This window comes from Pseudomonas sp. SW-3, from assembly GCF_016615645.1.
Taxonomy (GTDB): domain Bacteria; phylum Pseudomonadota; class Gammaproteobacteria; order Pseudomonadales; family Pseudomonadaceae; genus Aquipseudomonas; species Aquipseudomonas mandelii.
The window spans coordinates 1431844-1450029 of record NZ_CP067098.1 but is presented as its reverse complement, the minus strand read 5'-3'; the positions used below and the strand labels follow the sequence as shown (position 1 = coordinate 1450029).

16 protein-coding genes are annotated in these 18186 nt (G+C 60.5%); 13 read left to right on the top strand and 3 right to left on the bottom strand.

Annotated elements, in window-relative coordinates:
* Nucleotides 1-162: 162 nt before the first annotated feature.
* The 10 genes from JIO00_RS06420 to pdeM all read left to right on the top strand — a co-directional run bounded on the left by JIO00_RS06420 (nucleotide 163) and on the right by pdeM (nucleotide 13387).
* Nucleotides 163-2613: a penicillin acylase family protein gene (locus JIO00_RS06420; RefSeq protein WP_200667821.1), complete on the top strand. Its 2451-nt coding sequence runs from the start codon at nucleotides 163-165 to the stop codon at nucleotides 2611-2613.
* A 192-nt stretch (nucleotides 2614-2805) separates the two neighbouring features.
* Nucleotides 2806-3840 (top strand): ligase-associated DNA damage response exonuclease, encoded by a 1035-nt coding sequence (locus JIO00_RS06415; protein ID WP_200667820.1) that lies wholly within the window; start codon nucleotides 2806-2808, stop codon nucleotides 3838-3840.
* The gene (locus JIO00_RS06410; RefSeq protein WP_200667819.1) at nucleotides 3837-5525 is read left to right on the top strand and encodes an ATP-dependent DNA ligase; all 1689 of its coding nucleotides are present in this window, start codon (nucleotides 3837-3839) and stop codon (nucleotides 5523-5525) included. Before JIO00_RS06415 ends, JIO00_RS06410 begins: the two co-directional genes overlap by 4 nt.
* Nucleotides 5526-5844: 319 nt before the next feature.
* Nucleotides 5845-6627, top strand: coding sequence for a transporter substrate-binding domain-containing protein (locus JIO00_RS06405; protein ID WP_010462646.1), 783 nt, complete (start codon nucleotides 5845-5847; stop codon nucleotides 6625-6627).
* A 56-nt stretch (nucleotides 6628-6683) separates the two neighbouring features.
* The gene (locus JIO00_RS06400) at nucleotides 6684-7412 is read left to right on the top strand and encodes an ABC transporter permease (RefSeq protein ID WP_077750284.1); all 729 of its coding nucleotides are present in this window, start codon (nucleotides 6684-6686) and stop codon (nucleotides 7410-7412) included.
* On the top strand, nucleotides 7409-8119 hold the full coding sequence (locus JIO00_RS06395) for an ABC transporter permease (protein ID WP_077750283.1): 711 nt from the start codon (nucleotides 7409-7411) through the stop codon (nucleotides 8117-8119). Before JIO00_RS06400 ends, JIO00_RS06395 begins: the two co-directional genes overlap by 4 nt.
* A 29-nt stretch (nucleotides 8120-8148) precedes the next feature.
* Nucleotides 8149-9267 (top strand): succinylglutamate desuccinylase/aspartoacylase family protein, encoded by a 1119-nt coding sequence (locus JIO00_RS06390; protein ID WP_154503366.1) that lies wholly within the window; start codon nucleotides 8149-8151, stop codon nucleotides 9265-9267.
* 13 nt (nucleotides 9268-9280) lie between these two features.
* On the top strand, nucleotides 9281-10045 hold the full coding sequence (locus tag JIO00_RS06385; protein WP_010462652.1) for an ABC transporter ATP-binding protein: 765 nt from the start codon (nucleotides 9281-9283) through the stop codon (nucleotides 10043-10045).
* 196 nt (nucleotides 10046-10241) lie between these two features.
* Nucleotides 10242-12728, top strand: a complete 2487-nt coding sequence (locus JIO00_RS06380; protein ID WP_200667818.1) for a ligase-associated DNA damage response DEXH box helicase — start codon at nucleotides 10242-10244, stop codon at nucleotides 12726-12728.
* Complete coding sequence (pdeM, locus tag JIO00_RS06375; RefSeq protein WP_083374898.1) at nucleotides 12728-13387, top strand: ligase-associated DNA damage response endonuclease PdeM; 660 nt, start codon at nucleotides 12728-12730, stop codon at nucleotides 13385-13387. Before JIO00_RS06380 ends, pdeM begins: the two co-directional genes overlap by 1 nt.
* Before the next feature lie 112 nt (nucleotides 13388-13499).
* On the opposite strand, the gene JIO00_RS06370 is transcribed toward pdeM, so the two are convergent.
* Nucleotides 13500-13709, bottom strand: coding sequence for a hypothetical protein (locus tag JIO00_RS06370; RefSeq protein ID WP_010462659.1), 210 nt, complete (start codon nucleotides 13707-13709; stop codon nucleotides 13500-13502).
* Between the two features lie 106 nt (nucleotides 13710-13815).
* Nucleotides 13816-14382 carry a dCTP deaminase gene (gene dcd, locus JIO00_RS06365; RefSeq protein WP_010462661.1) on the bottom strand — a complete coding sequence of 189 codons (567 nt, stop codon included), beginning with the start codon at nucleotides 14380-14382 and terminating at the stop codon, nucleotides 13816-13818.
* 354 nt (nucleotides 14383-14736) lie between these two features.
* Here dcd and JIO00_RS06360 point away from each other — a divergent pair, with 354 nt between their 5' ends.
* On the top strand, nucleotides 14737-14946 hold the full coding sequence (locus JIO00_RS06360; RefSeq protein ID WP_002554837.1) for a cold-shock protein: 210 nt from the start codon (nucleotides 14737-14739) through the stop codon (nucleotides 14944-14946).
* Between the two features lie 109 nt (nucleotides 14947-15055).
* On the opposite strand, the gene JIO00_RS06355 is transcribed toward JIO00_RS06360, so the two are convergent.
* Complete coding sequence (locus JIO00_RS06355) at nucleotides 15056-16063, bottom strand: DUF481 domain-containing protein (protein WP_200667817.1); 1008 nt, start codon at nucleotides 16061-16063, stop codon at nucleotides 15056-15058.
* 163 nt (nucleotides 16064-16226) lie between these two features.
* Between JIO00_RS06355 and JIO00_RS06350 the strand changes: the two genes are divergently transcribed.
* Together JIO00_RS06350 and JIO00_RS06345 are read left to right on the top strand one after the other, a co-directional pair.
* Complete coding sequence (locus JIO00_RS06350; protein ID WP_077750279.1) at nucleotides 16227-16580, top strand: MGMT family protein; 354 nt, start codon at nucleotides 16227-16229, stop codon at nucleotides 16578-16580.
* Nucleotides 16581-16624: 44 nt separating this feature from the next.
* Nucleotides 16625-18184 (top strand): AmpG family muropeptide MFS transporter, encoded by a 1560-nt coding sequence (locus tag JIO00_RS06345; protein ID WP_010462667.1) that lies wholly within the window; start codon nucleotides 16625-16627, stop codon nucleotides 18182-18184.
* Nucleotides 18185-18186 lie beyond the last annotated feature (2 nt).

Genomic DNA, 18186 nt, shown 5'->3' with positions numbered 1-18186 from the left:
ACAGGTCATTGAATTTCAGGCACTTCAGCATCACTTCCGCTTACAGGCAAGATTGTGTTTATCGGACAAATCCTGAAATAACCTGACACCCTGCTTGCGCGCCCTCCTCCTGCTCACTAACGTAGCGCCTTTAATGACGCTACCCCCCGCAGGAGCTTTGCCATGGCCTCGCCAGCCCTTACACATTTTCTTCCCCGGTTCGGCGTTGCCGCAGCAGTGGCCGGTGTTTTGAGCCTGACCGGTTGTCAGACCTGGAACACCCAGGACACCCTCCCGCCGACCACCGGCGTACAGCCGCTCAAGGGCCTGGCGCAGAACGTTTCGGTGCGCCGCAATGCCATGGGCATGCCGCTGATCGAGAGCAACAGCTTCCACGATGCCCTATTCGCCCTCGGCTACGTCCACGCCAGCGACCGCATCACGCAAATGGTCACCTTGCGCCTGTTGGCCCAGGGCCGTTTGTCAGAGATGTCCGGTTCGGACCTGCTGGACGCCGACCGCTACATGCGCGCCGTCAATCTGAAGAAAAGCGCGGGCGAGTTGTACAAGGCATCGTCGCCGCGCCTCAAACGCTTCTTCGAAGTCTATGCGCGCGGCGTCAACGCCTACCTGTTCCGTTTCCGCGACAAGCTGCCGGCCGACCTCGCCGCCAGCGGTTACAAGCCTGAATACTGGCAACCGGAAGACTCGGCGCTGATTTTCTGCCTGCTGAACTTCAGTCAGTCGGCCAACCTGCCGGAAGAAATCAACGCGCTGATGCTGGCCCAGACCGTCACCACGGACAAACTCGGGTGGCTGACGCCGTCCGCCCCCGACGAAAAACTGCCGCTGGGCGAAGCTGAAAAACTGCAGGGCATCAAACTCAATGGCGCCATCCCGGGCCTGACGCAAATCAGCAAAGCCACCGGGCAACTGTCCGATCTGAATCTGCTGGGCGCCACCTCGTCGAACAACTGGGCCATCGGCCCGCAACGCAGCCGCAGTGGCAAAAGCCTGCTGGCCAGCGACAGCCATGGGCCTTTGGGTGTGCCGTCGTTGTTCAGCTACGTGCAGATTCGCGCACCGAAGTACCAGGCCTCTGGCGCGACGATTGCCGGTTTGCCCATGGTGCTCGGCGGTTTCAACGGCAAAGTGGCGTGGAGCATGACCTCGGTCATGGGCGACAACCAGGACCTGTTCCTGGAAAAAATCAAACGCCAGGGCAATGGACTGACCTATGAAGTCGGTGGCAAATGGCAGCCGGCGATCGTGCGCAACGAAACCTACTTCGTCAAAGGCCAGCGGCCGATTCGCGAAGTGGTGTACGAAACCCGCCACGGTCCTTTGCTCAACAGCGCCCAGGGCATGACGCTGGCCAATGGTTTCGGCCTGGCTTTGCAGACGCCGAATTTCACCGACGATAAAACCCTGGACGCGTTTTTCGACCTGTCCCGGGCACAGACCGTCGAGAAAGCCTCGGACGCCAGCCGTGAAATCCGCGCCATCGCCTTGAACCTGGTGTTCGCCGACGCCAGCAACATCGGCTGGCAAGTCACCGGGCGTTACCCGAACCGTCGCGAAGGCGAAGGCCTGCTGCCGTCGCCGGGCTGGGAAGGTCGCTACGATTGGGACGGCTACGCCGACCCGATGCTCCACCCGTATGACCAGGACCCGGCCCAAGGCTGGCTCGGCACCGCCAACCAGCGGGTCATTCCCCATGGCTACGGCATGCAGCTGTCCAATTCCTGGTCGGCTCCGGAACGTGGCGAACGCCTGGCCGAACTGGCGGGTGTGGGCAAACACGACACGCGCAGCGTGATCGCGATGCAATACGACCAGACCACGACGTTCGCCGCCAAACTGAAAAAAATGTTTGAAGCGCCGGGCATGGCCCAGCCGCTCAAACAAGCCATCGAAGCCCTGCCGGTTGCCGATCGCGGCAAGGCTCGCGAGGCGTACACCCGCTTGATGGCCTTCGACGGCAAACTCAGCCCGACCTCTGCGGATGCGGCGATCTACGAGCTGTTCCTGCAGGAAAGCACCAAACAGATCTTCCTCGACGAACTGGGCCCGGAAAGCAGCCCGGCGTGGAAAGCCTTTATCGCCAACGGCAAGTTGTCCTACGCGGCTCAGGCCGATCACTTGCTGGGCCGTGAAGACAGTCCGTTCTGGGATGACGCACGCACGCCGCAGAAAGAAGACAAGCCGGCAATCCTCGCTCGCAGTCTGGCGGCGGCGATCAGCGCCGGTGACAGTCAATTGGGCGGCGATCACAAAGCCTGGCAGTGGGGCAAGTTGCACCGCTATGAGTGGAAGAATGCCAGCGGCCAGACCGTGCGCGGTCCGCTCGCGGCCGGCGGCGACCACACGACGCTGAACACGGCGGCCTTCACCTGGGGTCAGGACTTCAACACGACGCTGGCGCCAGCCATGCGCTTTATCGTGGACTTCAGCCAGGCAGAACCGCTGATGGGGCAGAACAGCACCGGTCAGTCCGGCAACCCGGCGAGCCCGCACTACCTCGACAGCATTGATCCGTGGCTGAAGGGGCAATACATGAGCCTGCCGATGCAACCGCAGAACTTTGACAAGGTGTACGGCAAGACACGGTTGACCCTGACACCCGGCAAGTAACCCCTTTCGCCACTGATCGTTCCCACGCTCTGCGTGGGAATGCCTCTAGGGACGCTCCGCGTCCAGTGGCGCGGAGCGTCACGGGCTGCATTCCCACGCGGAGCATGGGAACGATCAGCGCGCGAAACTCGATAGAACTTCTCGCTTCGCGCCAACCTCATAGCTAACAAGCCCCCCCATTTTGGTAACAACATGGATCTTGTTATCGCGCGCCCTGAAGGTTTGTACTGCCCCGCCGGCGATTTCTATATTGACCCGTGGCGGCCGGTCGAGCGTTCGGTCATCACGCACGCCCATGGCGACCATGCCCGCACAGGCAACCAGCATTACCTGGCGGCCGCGCCCGGTGAAGGGATTTTGCGTGCGCGACTGGGCCAGGACATCAGCCTGCAAACCCTGCCCTATGGCGAGCGCTTGCGGCACCACGGCGTCACCCTGAGTTTTCACCCTGCCGGCCACGTCCTCGGCTCCGCCCAGGTGCGCCTGGAATACGGCGGCGAAGTCTGGGTCGCCTCGGGGGATTACAAGATCGAGCCCGACGGCACCTGCGCACCCTTCGAGCCGGTGCGCTGCCACACCTTCATCACCGAGTCGACCTTCGGCCTGCCAATCTATCGCTGGCAACCCCAGGCGCAGATCTTTGACGAGATCAATCAGTGGTGGCAGGCCAATGCCGCCGCCGACAAAACCAGCGTGCTGTTCTGCTATTCCTTCGGCAAGGCCCAGCGCATTCTCCATGGCATTGACGCCAGCCTCGGCCCTATTCTGGTGCATGGCGCGGTGGACCCGCTGAACCGGGTGTACCGCGAGAGCGGCGTTTATATACCGCCGACGATCTACGCCGGCGACGTGCAAAAGAGCGATCCGATGATGCGCAAGGCGCTGGTCATCGCCCCGCCATCGGCTGGCGCCAGCAACTGGATGCGCCGGTTTGGCGACTACAGCGACGGCTTCGCCAGCGGCTGGATGCGATTACGCGGCACGCGGCGCAGACGCGGCGGGGACCGTGGCTTTGTATTGTCCGACCACGCCGACTGGCCCGGCCTGCTCTGGGCCATCGAACAAACCGGCGCCGAACGGGTCATGGTCACCCACGGTTCGGTGGCGGTGCTGGTGCGGCATCTGCGCGAACAGGGCCTTGATGCCATGGGTTTCAGCACCGAATACGGCGACGATGAGGAAGACAACGCGGCCGTCGAAACCGAGCACGCCGAGGTGGCGACATGAAGGCCTTCGCCGAGCTGTATGCCGAACTCGACGCCACCACGTCAAGCAATGCCAAACTGGCCGCGATGCAGGCTTACTTCGCCCAGGCTGCCCCCGAAGATGCGGCGTGGGCGGTGTACTTTTTGTCCGGAGGGCGACCTCGGCAGCTGGTGCCGGTGCGCGTGCTGCGTGAGCTGGCCGTCGAGTTTTCCGGCCTTGAGCCGTGGCTGTTCGAAGAAAGTTATCAGGCGGTTGGCGATCTGGCGGAAACCATTTCGCTGGTCCTGCCTGAAACCCTGCACAGCTCCACCGACGGGCTGGCGGTGTGGATTGAAGACAAGCTGCTGCCCCTGCGTGGCGAATCCCCGGAAGTCCTCGCCGCACGATTGCCCGCACTCTGGGCACAACTGGACCGTCACAGCCTGATGCTTTGCATCAAACTCATTACCGGCAGTTTCCGCGTCGGCGTCTCCAAACTGCTGGTGACGCGAGCCCTGGCAGCCATGGCCGGACTCGACAGCAAACGCGTGGCCCAGCGGCTGGTCGGGTACACCGACCTGTCCAATCGCCCGAACGCCGTCAGTTACCTGAAATTGATCGCGGCCGAATCGCCCGACGAACATGCCCAGCGTGGAGGTCAGCCTTACCCGTTTTTCTTGGCCCATGCCTTGTCGCAACCGGTCGAGCAGTTCGACGCCGTGCTCGGCCCGGCCAGCCAGTGGCAGGTGGAATGGAAGTGGGACGGCATCCGCGCCCAAGTGATCAAGCGTGACGGGCGCCTGTGGGTCTGGTCACGCGGCGAAGAACTGGTAACCGAGCGTTTCCCCGAACTCGACAGCCTGTTGCACGGACTGCCTGACGGTACAGTGATCGACGGTGAAATCGTCGCCTGGAAAGCCCCTCGCCCCAACACTGACGATGCCTTCAATCCACAATCGCCGTCCGCTCCGGCGGTGATGCCCTTCGCCCTGTTGCAACAGCGGATCGGCCGCAAAACCCTGGACAGGAAAATTCTCGAAGAAGTGCCGGTGGTGGTCCTCGCCTACGATTTGCTGGAATGGCAAGGCGAGGACTGGCGCAGCCAGCCTCAGGCCAGGCGCCGCGATCAGCTGGATCAACTGATCGCCACCTGCAACAACCCGGTATTACTCGCCTCACCAGTGCTGACCGGCGAAGACTGGTTCGACCTCGCCAGACAACGTGAGGCCTCCCGCAGCCTCGGTGTCGAGGGCATGATGCTCAAGGCCCGGGATGCGCTGTATGGCGTCGGCCGGACCAAGGATATGGGCGTCTGGTGGAAATGGAAAGTCGACCCCTTCAGCGTCGACGCGGTGTTGATTTATGCGCAGCGCGGCCATGGTCGCCGGGCGAATCTCTACAGTGATTACACCTTCGCGGTCTGGGATGGCCCGCCGGACGCCAGCGAACGTACCCTGGTGCCTTTCGCCAAAGCCTATTCAGGGCTGACCGACGAGGAAATGCGCCAGGTCGACAGCATCGTGCGCAAAACCACGGTGGAGAAGTTCGGGCCGGTGAGCAGTGTGAAACCGAGTCTGGTGTTTGAGCTGGGGTTCGAGGGTATTGCCCTGTCGAAACGCCACAAGAGCGGGATTGCCGTGCGGTTTCCGCGGATGTTGAGGTGGCGGCAGGACAAGTCAGTGGAAGAAGCCGACAACCTCGCAACGCTGCAAGATTTGTTGGGCTGAAAGAAACTTTGTGGCGAGGGAACTTGCTCCCGTTCGGCTGCGAAGCCGTCGCAAATTTTCTACAGCGGGACCGCTTCGCGCTCCGGCGGGAGCAAGCTCCCTCGCCACAGGACTCGCGTCTCCACGACCTGATTTGGTGCGGCTATTTTCCGATGCCCGATTCCGTGCACAAATACCCTATTGCCATTTCTTGTATCACCTTTTAAAACGCTTGTTCGGGACTCTGGTTCGGAAATTGCTACTTTCAATGGGTCTTACGCTTTCCAGTAACAATAATTCTGCGCCACAAGCGCTCATATTGGTTCTTAGGGATTGAATAATGAAAAAAGCATTGCTGACCCTTTCTGCACTGGCGTTGTGCATGGCTGCTGGCTCCGCCATGGCAAAGGAATACAAAGAACTGCGTTTTGGCGTTGACCCTTCCTATGCTCCGTTCGAATCGAAAGCGGCCGACGGCAGCCTGGTGGGCTTTGACATCGATCTGGGGAACGCGATCTGCGCCGAGCTGAAGGTCAAGTGCAAATGGGTCGAAAGCGATTTCGACGGCATGATTCCGGGCCTCAAGGCCAATAAATTCGACGGTGTGATCTCTTCGATGACCGTCACCCCGGCCCGCGAAAAAGTCATCGACTTCTCCAACGAACTCTTCTCCGGCCCAACCGCCTATGTATTCAAGAAGGGTTCCGGCCTGAGCGAAGACGTCGCTTCTCTGAAAGGCAAGACTGTCGGTTACGAGCAAGGCACCATCCAGGAAGCGTACGCCAAGGCCGTGCTGGACAAGGCCGGCGTGAAGACCCAGGCCTATCAGAACCAGGATCAGGTGTATTCCGACCTGATGTCGGGTCGTCTCGACGCTGCGATCCAGGACATGCTGCAAGCCGAACTGGGCTTCTTGAAGTCGCCAAAGGGCGAAGGCTACGAAGTCAGCAAGCCGGTTGACAGCGAATTGCTGCCGGCCAAAACAGCTATCGGTATCTCTAAAGGTAACAAAGACCTCAAAGAGCTTTTGAATAAAGGTATCAAAGCGTTACACGACGATGGCACCTACGCCACCATTCAGAAGAAACACTTTGGCGATCTGAATCTGTACAGCGGCAAATAATGCCCGGCGCCCATCTCGCGATGGGCGCTTTTTTCACCCGATCAGGTTGCTGATTTATGTTCGAAAACCTATTACAAAACCTGGGGCTCTCAGCCTTCAGCCTCAAGGGCTTCGGTCCGTTGCTGATGGAAGGCACCTGGATGACCATCAAATTATCGGCATTGTCGCTGCTGGTGGCCGTATTGCTCGGCCTGCTCGGCGCCACCGCCAAACTGTCAAAAGTCAAACTGGTGCGGGTTCCAGCCCAGATCTACACCACGCTGATTCGCGGCGTGCCGGACCTGGTGCTGATGCTGCTGATTTTCTACAGCCTGCAAACCTGGCTGACGTCGTTTACCGATTTCATGGAATGGGAATACATCGAGATCAACCCGTTCAGCGCCGGGGTCATCACCCTGGGCTTCATCTATGGCGCGTATTTCACCGAAACCTTCCGCGGGGCGATTCTCGCCGTGCCTCGGGGCCAGGTCGAAGCGGCTACCGCGTATGGCCTCAAACGTGGCCAGCGCTTTCGAATCGTGGTGTTCCCGCAGATGATGCGCTTTGCCCTGCCGGGTATCGGCAACAACTGGATGGTGATGCTCAAGGCCACCGCGCTGGTGTCGATCATCGGCCTCGCCGATTTGGTCAAAGCAGCGCAAGACGCCGGTAAGAGCACCTATCAACTGTTTTACTTCCTGGTGCTTGCCGCGCTGATTTACCTGCTCATCACAAGCGCTTCCAACTTCGTCCTGCGCTGGCTCGAACGCCGCTACGCCGCCGGTTCCCGGGAGGCCGTACGATGATCGAACTCTTGCAGGAATACTGGAAACCCTTCCTTTATACCGACGGCTACAACATCACGGGCCTGGCCATGACCCTGTGGCTGCTGACCGCCTCGATCGTCATCGGTTTCCTGGTGTCGATCCCGCTGTCCATCGCCCGGGTCTCGCCGCACTTCTACATTCGCTGGCCGGTGCAGTTCTACACCTACCTGTTCCGCGGCACGCCGCTGTATATCCAGTTGCTGATTTGCTACACCGGCATCTACAGCCTGGCCGCCGTGCGCGCCCAACCGGTACTGGATGCGTTCTTTCGCGATGCGATGAACTGCACGATCCTGGCGTTCGCCCTGAACACCTGCGCCTACACCACGGAGATTTTCGCCGGGGCGATCCGCAGCATGGCCCACGGTGAAGTCGAAGCGGCCAAGGCCTACGGTCTGACAGGCTGGAAGCTGTATGCCTACGTGATCATGCCGTCGGCCCTGCGTCGCTCGTTGCCTTATTACAGCAACGAAGTGATTCTGATGCTGCACTCGACCACCGTGGCGTTCACCGCGACCATCCCGGACATCCTGAAAGTCGCGCGGGACGCCAACTCGGCGACCTTCCTCACCTTCCAGTCGTTCGGCATCGCTGCGCTGATCTACCTGACCGTTACCTTCGCGCTGGTCGGCCTGTTCCGCCTCGCCGAACGCCGATGGCTGGCGTTCCTCGGGCCGACCCACTAGGACCCGCTTTCAGGAATAAAGAGACAAACATGCGCCACCAGATACATGACTTGCTGGCCCCGCTGCCGGGGACCGCTCGACAGATTCACAGTTTCCACTTCGGCCCAACGTCGGCCAAAGGCAAGATCTACATCCAGTCGTCCCTGCATGCCGATGAAATGCCCGGCATGCTGGTGGCCTGGCACCTCAAGCAGCGCCTGGCGGAACTTGAAGCCGCCGGCCGCCTGCGCAGCGAAATCGTGCTGGTGCCGGTGGCGAACCCGGTCGGCCTGGAACAGGTGCTGATGGATGTGCCGCTGGGCCGCTACGAGCTGGAAAGCGGGCAGAACTTCAATCGCTGGTTCGTCGACTTGAGCGAAGCGGTGGGCAACGAAATCGAAGGCCAGCTTGGCGATGAGCCGCAGCGCAACCTCGAGTTGATCCGTGAAAGCCTGCGCAACGCCCTCGCTCGGCAAACCGCCAGTACTCAGCTGCAATCCCAACGCCTGACCCTGCAACGGCTGGCCTGCGATGCGGACATGGTGCTGGACCTGCATTGCGATTTCGAAGCAGTCGCCCACCTTTACACCACACCCGAAGCCTGGCCGCAGGTCGAGCCGCTGGCCCGTTACATCGGCGCCGAAGCGAGCCTGCTGGCCACCGATTCCGGCGGTCAGTCGTTCGATGAATGTTTCACCCTGCTCTGGTGGCAGTTGAAAGAACGCTTCGGCGAACAGTTCAACATCCCGTTGGGGAGTTTCTCGGTCACCGTCGAGTTGCGCGGCCAGGGCGACGTCAATCATCCTCTGGCCAGTCTCGACTGCCAGGCGCTGATCGACTACCTGATTCACTTCGGCGCCATTGCCGGCGAAGTGGCGCCATTGCCCGAGCTGCCCTACCCCGCCACCCCGTTGGCCGGCGTCGAGCCGGTGTCGACACCGGTGGGCGGTCTGCTGGTGTTCACCGCACTGCCGGGGGAATACCTCGAAGCCGGGCAACTGATCGCCGAAATCATCGACCCGATCAACGATCGCGTCACACCCGTTCATTGCACCGCCGCCGGACTGATGTACGCCCGCTCGCTGCGGCGCATGGCCACTGCCGGCATGGTGATCGCGCACGTCGCGGGCACCGAGGCCTATCGCAGCGGCTACCTACTTTCGCCTTGAGGATGCATGCCCCATGTACAAACTGACCATCGAAGGCCTGCATAAAAGCTATGGCGATCATCATGTGCTCAAAGGCGTTTCACTCAAGGCCAACACCGGCGACGTCATCAGTCTGATCGGCGCCAGCGGCTCGGGCAAAAGCACCTTTCTGCGCTGCATCAACTTTCTCGAACAGCCCAATGACGGCGCCATGACCCTGGACGGCCAGAACATCCGCATGATCAAGGACCGCCACGGCATGCACGTGGCTGACCCCGATGAACTGCAAAAAATCCGCACCCGCCTGGCCATGGTGTTCCAGCACTTCAACTTGTGGAGCCACATGACGGTGCTGGAAAACATCACCATGGCCCCGCGCCGGGTGCTGGGTTGCAGCAAAGAGGAAGCCGAAGACCGCGCGCGGCGTTACCTCGACAAGGTCGGGCTGGCGGCGCGCGTGGCGGATCAATACCCGGCGTTTCTTTCCGGTGGCCAGCAGCAACGCGTGGCGATTGCGCGGGCATTGGCCATGGAACCGGAAGTCATGCTGTTCGACGAACCGACCTCGGCACTCGACCCGGAACTGGTGGGTGAGGTGCTGCGAGTGATTCAAGGCCTGGCCGAAGAAGGCCGGACCATGATCATGGTGACTCACGAAATGAGCTTCGCCCGCAAGGTGTCGAGCCAGGTGCTGTTTCTGCATCAGGGCCTGGTCGAGGAAGAAGGCGCGCCGGAAGACGTGCTGGGCAACCCGAAGAGCGAGCGGTTGCAGCAGTTCCTGAGCGGCAACCTCAAGTAACACTGCAAAGCCTGTAGGAGCGAAGCTGGCTCGCCAAGGCGGAGTATCAGCCGACATCATCGTTGCCTGACACTCGGCCTTCGCGAGCCAGCTTCGCTCCTACAGGGTTCAGATTCCGATCAGCAGTACTGCGATTAAACTTGTTCACCCACGCCGCGGTCACTGAAAGAAGACTTTCAGAGCGCACACCGCCGGCATGGGATCGTCCACCGACTACGCATCACAATGGTTCAGCGCCCGCGACTGGAAGCCATTCGCCTTTCAGAAGCAAGTGTGGACGGCCGTCAAGCGCGGTGAGTCCGGATTACTGCATGCCAGCACGGGTGCCGGTAAAACCTATGCAGTCTGGTTTGCCGCGCTCAATCGCTACGCCAAGTCCATTGCCCCTGTTGAAAAACCTCGCAAACGAAAACCGCTGGCCGAACCGCTGACGGTGCTGTGGATAACCCCCATGCGCGCCTTGGCCGCCGACACCGCTCGCGCCCTTGAAGCACCGCTGCACGACCTGCAGATCCCCTGGAGCGTCGGCCTGCGCACCGGCGACACGAGCAGCAGCGAACGTGCGCGGCAGAGCCGGCGCCTGCCCACCACGCTGATCACCACCCCTGAAAGCCTGACGCTGATGCTCGCCCGTGCCGATGCGCAAGCAGCGCTATCGACCTTGCGCATGGTGGTGGTCGACGAATGGCACGAACTGCTCGGCAACAAACGCGGCGTGCAGCTGCAACTGGCCCTCGCCCGTTTGCGCCGGTGGAATACGGACCTGATTGTGTGGGGCGTTTCCGCGACGCTGGGTAATCAGGCCCACGCCGAACAGGTGTTGATCCCACAAGGTGGCGGCATCAGTGTTCAAGGCCAGACGTTCAAGGAACTGCGGGTCGACACGTTGCTACCGCCAGCCATCGAGCGATTCCCCTGGGCCGGCCACATTGGCTTGAAGATGTTGCCGCAAGTCGTCGCCGAAATAGACTCCAGCCCCAGCAGCCTGGTGTTCACCAACACTCGCGCGCAATCCGAAATCTGGTATCAGGCGTTGCTGGAGGCGCGCCCCGATTGGGCCGGGCTGATCGCCTTGCACCACAGCTCACTGTCGCGAGACACCCGCGACTGGGTCGAGCGAGCGCTGAAGGAAGGACAGCTCAAAGCGGTGGTCTGTACTTCAAGCCTGGACCTGGGGGTGGATTTCCTGCCGGTGGAACGGGTGCTGCAAATCGGCTCGGCCAAAGGTGTGGCGCGCCTGATGCAGCGGGCCGGGCGTTCCGGTCATGCGCCGGGGCGTGTGTCACGGGTGACGTTGGTGCCGACCCACAGCCTGGAACTGATCGAAGCGGCGGCGGCTCAAGATGCCGTCGCGCAACGCAGCATCGAGCCCCGAGAGTCGCCGCACAAACCGCTGGATGTGCTGGTTCAACACCTGGTCAGCATGGCGCTGGGCGGTGGGTTTGTTCCCGACGAATTGTATGAAGAAGTCCGTAGAACCTGGGCTTATCAAGACCTGACGGCGGCGGATTGGACTTGGGCGCTGGCGTTTGTACGCCATGGCGGGCTTTCCCTGACAGCCTATCCGGATTATCGCCGGGTCGAGCCTGACGAGTTTGGCGTCTGGCGTGTACCGGATGCGCGGCTGGCGCGGCGACATCGCATGAGCATCGGCACCATCGTCAGCGATGCGAGCATTCAGCTGAAGTTCTGGAGCAAGGGCGGCGGCGGCAAGCAGTTGGGCAGTGTCGAGGAAGGTTTTATTGCGCGACTGAAGCCAGGCGACGGTTTCCTGTTCGCGGGGCGCTTGCTGGAGTTGGTGCGGGTGGAAAACATGACCGCTTATGTCAAACGCAGCACCGCGAAAAAAGCCGCGGTGCCGCGCTGGAATGGCGGGCGGATGCCCCTTTCCAACGAACTGGCGCAGGCGGTGGTCGCGCGTTTCAGTGCAGCGGAGCAAGGCGAGTTCATCGGCCCGGAGATGCGGGCTCTGCGGCCGCTGCTGGAGGTGCAGCGACGCTGGTCCGGGTTGCCGACCTCGAACTCGTTGCTGGCCGAAGCACTGAAATCCCGCGAAGGCTGGCACCTGTTCCTGTACCCCTTTGCCGGGCGTCAGGTGCATCTGGGCCTGGCGAGTTTGCTGGCGTGGCGGGTCAGCCAGCAGCAGGCGGTGACGTTTTCCATCGCGGTCAATGATTACGGGCTGGAGTTACTCAGCGCCACCTCTGTGGATTGGTCGCCGGTGTTGAACCCAGGCCTGTTGAGCGCCGAGCACTTGTTGAACGATGTCCTCGCGAGCTTGAATGCCGGCGAGCTCGCGCTTCGCCGCTTTCGGGAAATCGCTCGAATTGCCGGACTGGTGTTTGCCGGCTACCCCGGCGCACCGAAAAGCACACGGCAGGTTCAAGCCTCCAGCGGACTGTTCTTCGAGGTGTTCAAGCAGTACGACGCGGGGAATCTATTGCTGGCGCAGGCCGGGGAAGAAGTCCTACGGGAAGAACTGGATATTCATCGTCTGGAACAGACGTTGGCGCGTATCAATCGCCTGAAACTGGACCTGCATCAGATCAAACGTCCTACGCCGCTGGGGTTTCCCCTGTTGGTTGAACGCATGCGGGAAAGCATGAGCTCGGAAAAACTCGCGGACCGTATCCGTCGCATGGTCACCGACCTTGAGAAAACCGCCGAAACCGGGAAAACCTGATGAGTACGCCCTATCCCGTGCGTCTGGCCGGTGAAGAACTGTGGCTGCTGCCGGAAAAAGCCATTTACTGGCCGGCGCAACAAGCCCTGTTGATCGCTGACGTGCATTTTGGCAAAGCGGCGGCGTATCGTAGCCTTGGCCAGCCGGTGCCCCATGGCACCACCGCCAGCAATGTCGCGGTGCTGGACGGGATGTTGGCCGCCCTACCTTGCCGTCAGCTGATTTTCCTCGGCGATTTTCTGCACGGGCCCGGCTCCCATGCTTGCGGCACGTTAAGCGCCCTGGCTGAGTGGCGAGCGCGGCACCCGGATCTGCCAATGACGCTGATCCGCGGCAACCACGACAAACGCGCCGGGGACCCGCCGGCTTCGTTAAACATACGCGTAGTGCCCGAACCGTTGTTGCTCGGACCGTTCGCCTTGCAGCATGAGCCCGATCCGCATCCGCACCGGCATGTACTCGCCGGGCATGTGCATCCGGTTTATCGGCTGAACGGCAAAGGTCGGCAACGTTTGCGCCTGGCGTGTTTCAGATTGGGCGAGGACATCAGCCTGCTCCCGGCCTTCGGCGCGTTTACCGGCGGCTATCAGATCGAACGGGACGACAGCTGCAGGATCTTTGTCATCGGCGACAACGAAATATGGCCAGTCAGCGCGTAGGAGCGAAGCTTGCTCGCGAAGGCGGTGTGTCAGATAAGGATGATGTTGTCTGACACACCGCCTTCGTCGGAACTCCGTCCAAATCAAGCTTCGCCCCTGCAGGTAATAGCAATCAGGCTACGGGCGCGGGAGGTGGCTCATCCGGCAGGGTAGGCTCGCCGGGCTCGGTAGGCTGCTCGTTCGGGGTATCAGGATCAGGCTGGCCGGGGATGCCCCCTGCCATGCTGATGGCTGGATGTGCCAACAAGGACCAGGCCAGGACGCCAATCTGATTGGGCTCAAGCCTTGCCAGTTCGGCACTTATTCGCGGATCGATCTTCATAAAGCACTCCTGAGCGATGGCCCCGTCCGCTGTACGCGAACCGGGCAGTACACCCAATAGAGTGTCTACCCGCTCAAGAATTCCCGCGACCTGCCAGATGAATGGATCAGGTGCGTGGCAAGGTTACGCCGCGTTGGCCCTGATACTTGCCGCCACGGTCCTTATAGGACACTTCGCACTCTTCGTCGGATTCAAGGAACAGCATCTGCGCCACGCCTTCGTTGGCATAGATTTTCGCAGGCAGGTTGGTTGTGTTCGAGAATTCCAGGGTCACGTGCCCCTCCCACTCTGGCTCAAGCGGGGTGACGTTGACGATGATGCCGCAGCGGGCGTAGGTGCTTTTGCCCAGGCAGATGGTCAATACGTTGCGCGGAATACGGAAGTATTCGACGGTGCTGGCCAAGGCGAAAGAGTTCGGCGGGATGATGCAGACGTCGCTATGGATGTCGACGAAGCTGCCGGCATCGAAATTTTTCGGGTCGACAATGGCCGAATTAATATTGGTGAACACCTTGAAATGACTAGTGCAACGAACGTCGTAGCCGTAACTCGACACGCCGTAGGAGATCACACGGTTATCGTCGCTGCCGCGCACCTGGCGTTCGACGAACGGCTCGATCATGCCGTGTTCCTGCGCCATGCGGCGAATCCACTTGTCCGATTTGATGCTCATGGCGGGTGTCCTGAATAGCGAGGTGGAAAAATTCTGTCCGGCATCTTACCGGGCGCGCGCTCCGGGTTCAAAGTCCGGGGCATAATTCTCGCCGATCCCCTGTGATATCTGGGCCTTCGCCGTAAATTGGCGGACCGTCAGTCATGAAATCAGAGAAACCTTCACCGGAAGCATTGGCACGTTCCGGAAAAAGGGTTAAGGTGGCGCCACTGTGCTGCTTGTGTCACTGAGAATCTCTACACGATATGTTGAATTTCGATCCAACCATCTACAAGAATTTTTCCTGCTCTTTGCACTCAGTCTCGGCCAGGGTTCTTCCTGCGTCGCAGTTATCTTTGTTCAAGGAGTTACACCATGTCTAATCGCCAAACTGGTACCGTTAAGTGGTTCAACGATGAAAAAGGCTTCGGCTTCATCACTCCACAATCCGGTGACGACCTGTTCGTTCACTTCAAAGCTATCCAATCCGACGGCTTCAAAAGCCTGAAAGAAGGCCAACAGGTTTCTTTCATCGCTACCCGCGGTCAGAAAGGCATGCAAGCTGAAGAAGTTCAAGTTATCTAACTTGTACTTGCTTTAGTAAAAGGCCCCGCCCTCAAAAGCGGGGCTTTTTTGTGCCTGTGTGTTTTGCAGGCAAAAAAAATCGCAGCCCACGGCTGCGATTTTTTGCGTCTTACCAGGCCACACCAAACCCTGCGGTGTAACGCGTCTTGTCCAGATCAGCATCGTCGGTACCGCTGATGATGTCTCGCTCGGCCTTGAGGTTAAGCGAAGCCCACTCGGTGACCTTGTAGCGCAAGCCCATTTCGGCATCGAGCGCGTAATCCGCTACGCCCGACAACGGCTTGCCCACTTCGCCATTGGTGAAGAACTCCACCTTCTTGCCGATCAGGTAACGGTTGTAGTCCCACTTCATCGCCAGGGAATAGAAGTTTTCCTTGCTGCCGTCGGAGAACTCATAGTCCGTGCGGTTGACCAGCGAGCCCAGGGAGAATGCGCCGAGTTCGTTATCCCAGAACTGGTAACCCGGACCGGTACCGACAGTGCGCTGACGGGAGAGGTCTTCTACCTTGTCGCGCTTATAGACCGCGCGGCCTTGCCAGAACCACTTCTCGGTCAGGAAACGGTCGAGCGAGTATTCGCCCCGCCAGTTGTCGGTAGTGACCACGTCATCCTGGAATTCGCGGTTGTACTCGCCTTCCGCCGTGTGCCGCCATTTGCCATGGCGCGCCGCGGTCTTGAAGTCGATGTCGTAGTCATCGGTGTCTTTTTCCGCCCGCTGGTAATCCAGCGCCGCGTCGACATTGCCTTTCCACACCAGATCTTCAACCACTGGCTTGGGCTTGAGAATCTGCTGGATACTCGCCAGTTCGACCGTCTTCGGCGCTTCGCCGTTTTCCAGCGTCACCTTGCCGTCGTCCGCTGCATGCAGCGACTTGGCCTTCTCGCCGGTGTAAGCATCTTGCTTGACCAGCAACTCCTGATCACTTTCCAGGGTCTTGACCTGCTTCCAGTCGATCGGAACCGCACCGGCATATTCGGTCTGTATCAGCAATTTACCGCCATCGAACAGCGTGATCTTGCCGCTCAGTTTGTCACCGTTCTTCAACCAGACGGTATCAGCGAGCAACGGCGTGGAGGCACTCATGACAGCAAGGCACAGCAGGGTTCTGGATACCATAAGCAAATACAGGCTCAAGTTTGCGAAAAAAAGTCGGCATTATCCCTGGGAATAAGACCCTAGCAAGGACTGACCCGACTATTTCTATTGAGTTCATTTCTCAATTGCGCATCCAGGACTTACTCTACGGACGGTAAGGCGAATTTTTTCAGGAACCACGGACGTGACCGACCCAACCACTGAAACCGAAAGTGCAGCGCAAATCCGACGCACGGCGCTCTACTTGACCCTCGCGCAGGTGCCCGAAGGCAAAGTGGTCAGCTATGGTCAACTCGCCGAACTGGCCGGACTGGGCCGAGCCGCGCGCTGGGTGGGACGCACATTGAGCCAGCTGCCCGGCGACACCAAGCTGCCATGGCACCGCGTGCTGGGTGCCGGCGGTCGGATCAGCCTGCCCGTGGGCAGCCCTTCAGGGGATGAGCAGCGCGCGCGATTGCGCTCCGAAGGCGTCAGTATCCTGAACAATCGTGTTGATATTCAGCGCCATGGCTGGCGCCCGGTAGAGCACAGCGGTTAGAGTGCGCGCTTTGTTTCCGTAACTCTTGAGGCAGACTCCAGCCCATGCCCCGTAAAACCTGGCGCGCCGCGCTCGCCGCCTATGCCAGCCCCTCGACGCTTGTGTTGTTGTTGCTTGGTTTCGCCGCCGGCCTGCCCTACATGCTGGTGTTTTCGACGCTCTCCGTTTGGCTGCGTGAGGCCGGTGTGGCCCGCGAAACCATCGGTTATGCAAGTCTGATCGGCTTGGCCTATGCCTTTAAATGGGTCTGGTCCCCGCTGCTCGACCAATGGCGCCTGCCCTTTCTCGGCAAACTCGGTCGACGACGTTCCTGGCTGGTGCTCTCCCAGGCACTGGTGATCCTCGGTCTGATCGGGATGGGTTTCTGCGACCCGCAAAAGCACTTGTCCTGGCTGATCGCCATCGCCGTGGTCGTCGCCTTCGCCTCGGCGACGCAAGACATTGCGGTTGACGCCTATCGCCTGGAAATCGCCGACGACACTCGCCAGGCAGCGCTCGCTGCCAGCTACATGTCCGGCTATCGGATCGCCGCGTTGCTGGCGACGGCCGGCGCGCTGTTTTTCGCTGAAGGCTTTGGCTCCACGGGTTTCAATTATCAGCATTCGGCCTGGGCCGGCACCTACGTGTTGTTTGGCGCCCTGATGGTCCCGGCGCTGCTGACGACGCTGTTCATGCGCGAACCGCCTGTGCCCCTGCGCACCCAACTTCAAGCTGGCCGCTACAGCTTTATGCATCAACTGATGTCGGTGTTCGTGCTGATCGTGCTGCTGGTGTCCGTGCCGGCCATGTTTACCCAGCTCTACAACACCGACTTCGCCAGCGTGCTGTTCGAAGGCGCGAGCCCGCTCGACCTGCTGCTCGAAGACCGCGCCTTCCTGCGGGCCATCCTCTACACCACGCTCACGTTTATGTGCCTGTCGGCCATGGGCCGTCGCGGCCTGGCACCGGTGCTGACGCCGATCAACGACTTCATTCTGCGTTACCGCTGGCAAGCGTTCCTGCTGCTCGGACTGATCGCCACCTACCGCATGTCCGATACGGTCATGGGCGTGATGGCCAACGTGTTCTACATCGACCAGGGCTTCACCAAGGACCAGATCGCCAGTGTCAGCAAAATCTTCGGCCTGATCATGACCCTGGTCGGCGCCGGCATGGGCGGCCTGCTGATCGTGCGTTTCGGCATCCTGCCGATCCTGCTCATCGGCGGCATTACATCGGCCGGCACCAACCTGCTGTTCCTGATGCTCGCCGACATGGGCGCCAACCTGAACATGCTGATCCTGACCATTTCCCTGGACAACTTCAGCTCGGGCCTGGCGACGTCAGCGTTCGTCGCGTACCTGTCGAGCCTGACAAACCTGAAATTCTCGGCCACCCAGTACGCCCTGCTCAGCTCGATCATGCTCCTGCTGCCACGCTTGATCGGCGGTTATTCAGGGGTCATGGTGGAGAAATTCGGTTACCACAACTTCTTCCTGATCACGGCGCTGCTGGGTGTTCCGACCCTGCTGTTGATCGCCCTGCACTGGTACCAGGAGAGCCGTCGCGCAGGTCCGACGCCGACACCCGAACCGGTGCCGACCCAGGTCGCGGAAGAATCGTAGGA

Bases quoted from the DNA above. Each gene is read 5' to 3' on its own strand.
- JIO00_RS06420 (WP_200667821.1), top strand. From the start codon at position 163: ATGGCCTCGCCAGCCCTTACACATTTTCTTCCCCGGTTCGGCGTTGCC.
- JIO00_RS06415 (WP_200667820.1), top strand. From the start codon at position 2,806: ATGGATCTTGTTATCGCGCGCCCTGAAGGTTTGTACTGCCCCGCCGGC.
- JIO00_RS06410 (WP_200667819.1), top strand. From the start codon at position 3,837: ATGAAGGCCTTCGCCGAGCTGTATGCCGAACTCGACGCCACCACGTCA.
- JIO00_RS06405 (WP_010462646.1), top strand. From the start codon at position 5,845: ATGAAAAAAGCATTGCTGACCCTTTCTGCACTGGCGTTGTGCATGGCT.
- JIO00_RS06400 (WP_077750284.1), top strand. From the start codon at position 6,684: ATGTTCGAAAACCTATTACAAAACCTGGGGCTCTCAGCCTTCAGCCTC.
- JIO00_RS06395 (WP_077750283.1), top strand. From the start codon at position 7,409: ATGATCGAACTCTTGCAGGAATACTGGAAACCCTTCCTTTATACCGAC.
- JIO00_RS06390 (WP_154503366.1), top strand. From the start codon at position 8,149: ATGCGCCACCAGATACATGACTTGCTGGCCCCGCTGCCGGGGACCGCT.
- JIO00_RS06385 (WP_010462652.1), top strand. From the start codon at position 9,281: ATGTACAAACTGACCATCGAAGGCCTGCATAAAAGCTATGGCGATCAT.
- JIO00_RS06380 (WP_200667818.1), top strand. From the start codon at position 10,242: ATGGGATCGTCCACCGACTACGCATCACAATGGTTCAGCGCCCGCGAC.
- pdeM (WP_083374898.1), top strand. From the start codon at position 12,728: ATGAGTACGCCCTATCCCGTGCGTCTGGCCGGTGAAGAACTGTGGCTG.
- JIO00_RS06370 (WP_010462659.1), bottom strand. From the start codon at position 13,709: ATGAAGATCGATCCGCGAATAAGTGCCGAACTGGCAAGGCTTGAGCCC.
- dcd (WP_010462661.1), bottom strand. From the start codon at position 14,382: ATGAGCATCAAATCGGACAAGTGGATTCGCCGCATGGCGCAGGAACAC.
- JIO00_RS06360 (WP_002554837.1), top strand. From the start codon at position 14,737: ATGTCTAATCGCCAAACTGGTACCGTTAAGTGGTTCAACGATGAAAAA.
- JIO00_RS06355 (WP_200667817.1), bottom strand. From the start codon at position 16,063: ATGGTATCCAGAACCCTGCTGTGCCTTGCTGTCATGAGTGCCTCCACG.
- JIO00_RS06345 (WP_010462667.1), top strand. From the start codon at position 16,625: ATGCCCCGTAAAACCTGGCGCGCCGCGCTCGCCGCCTATGCCAGCCCC.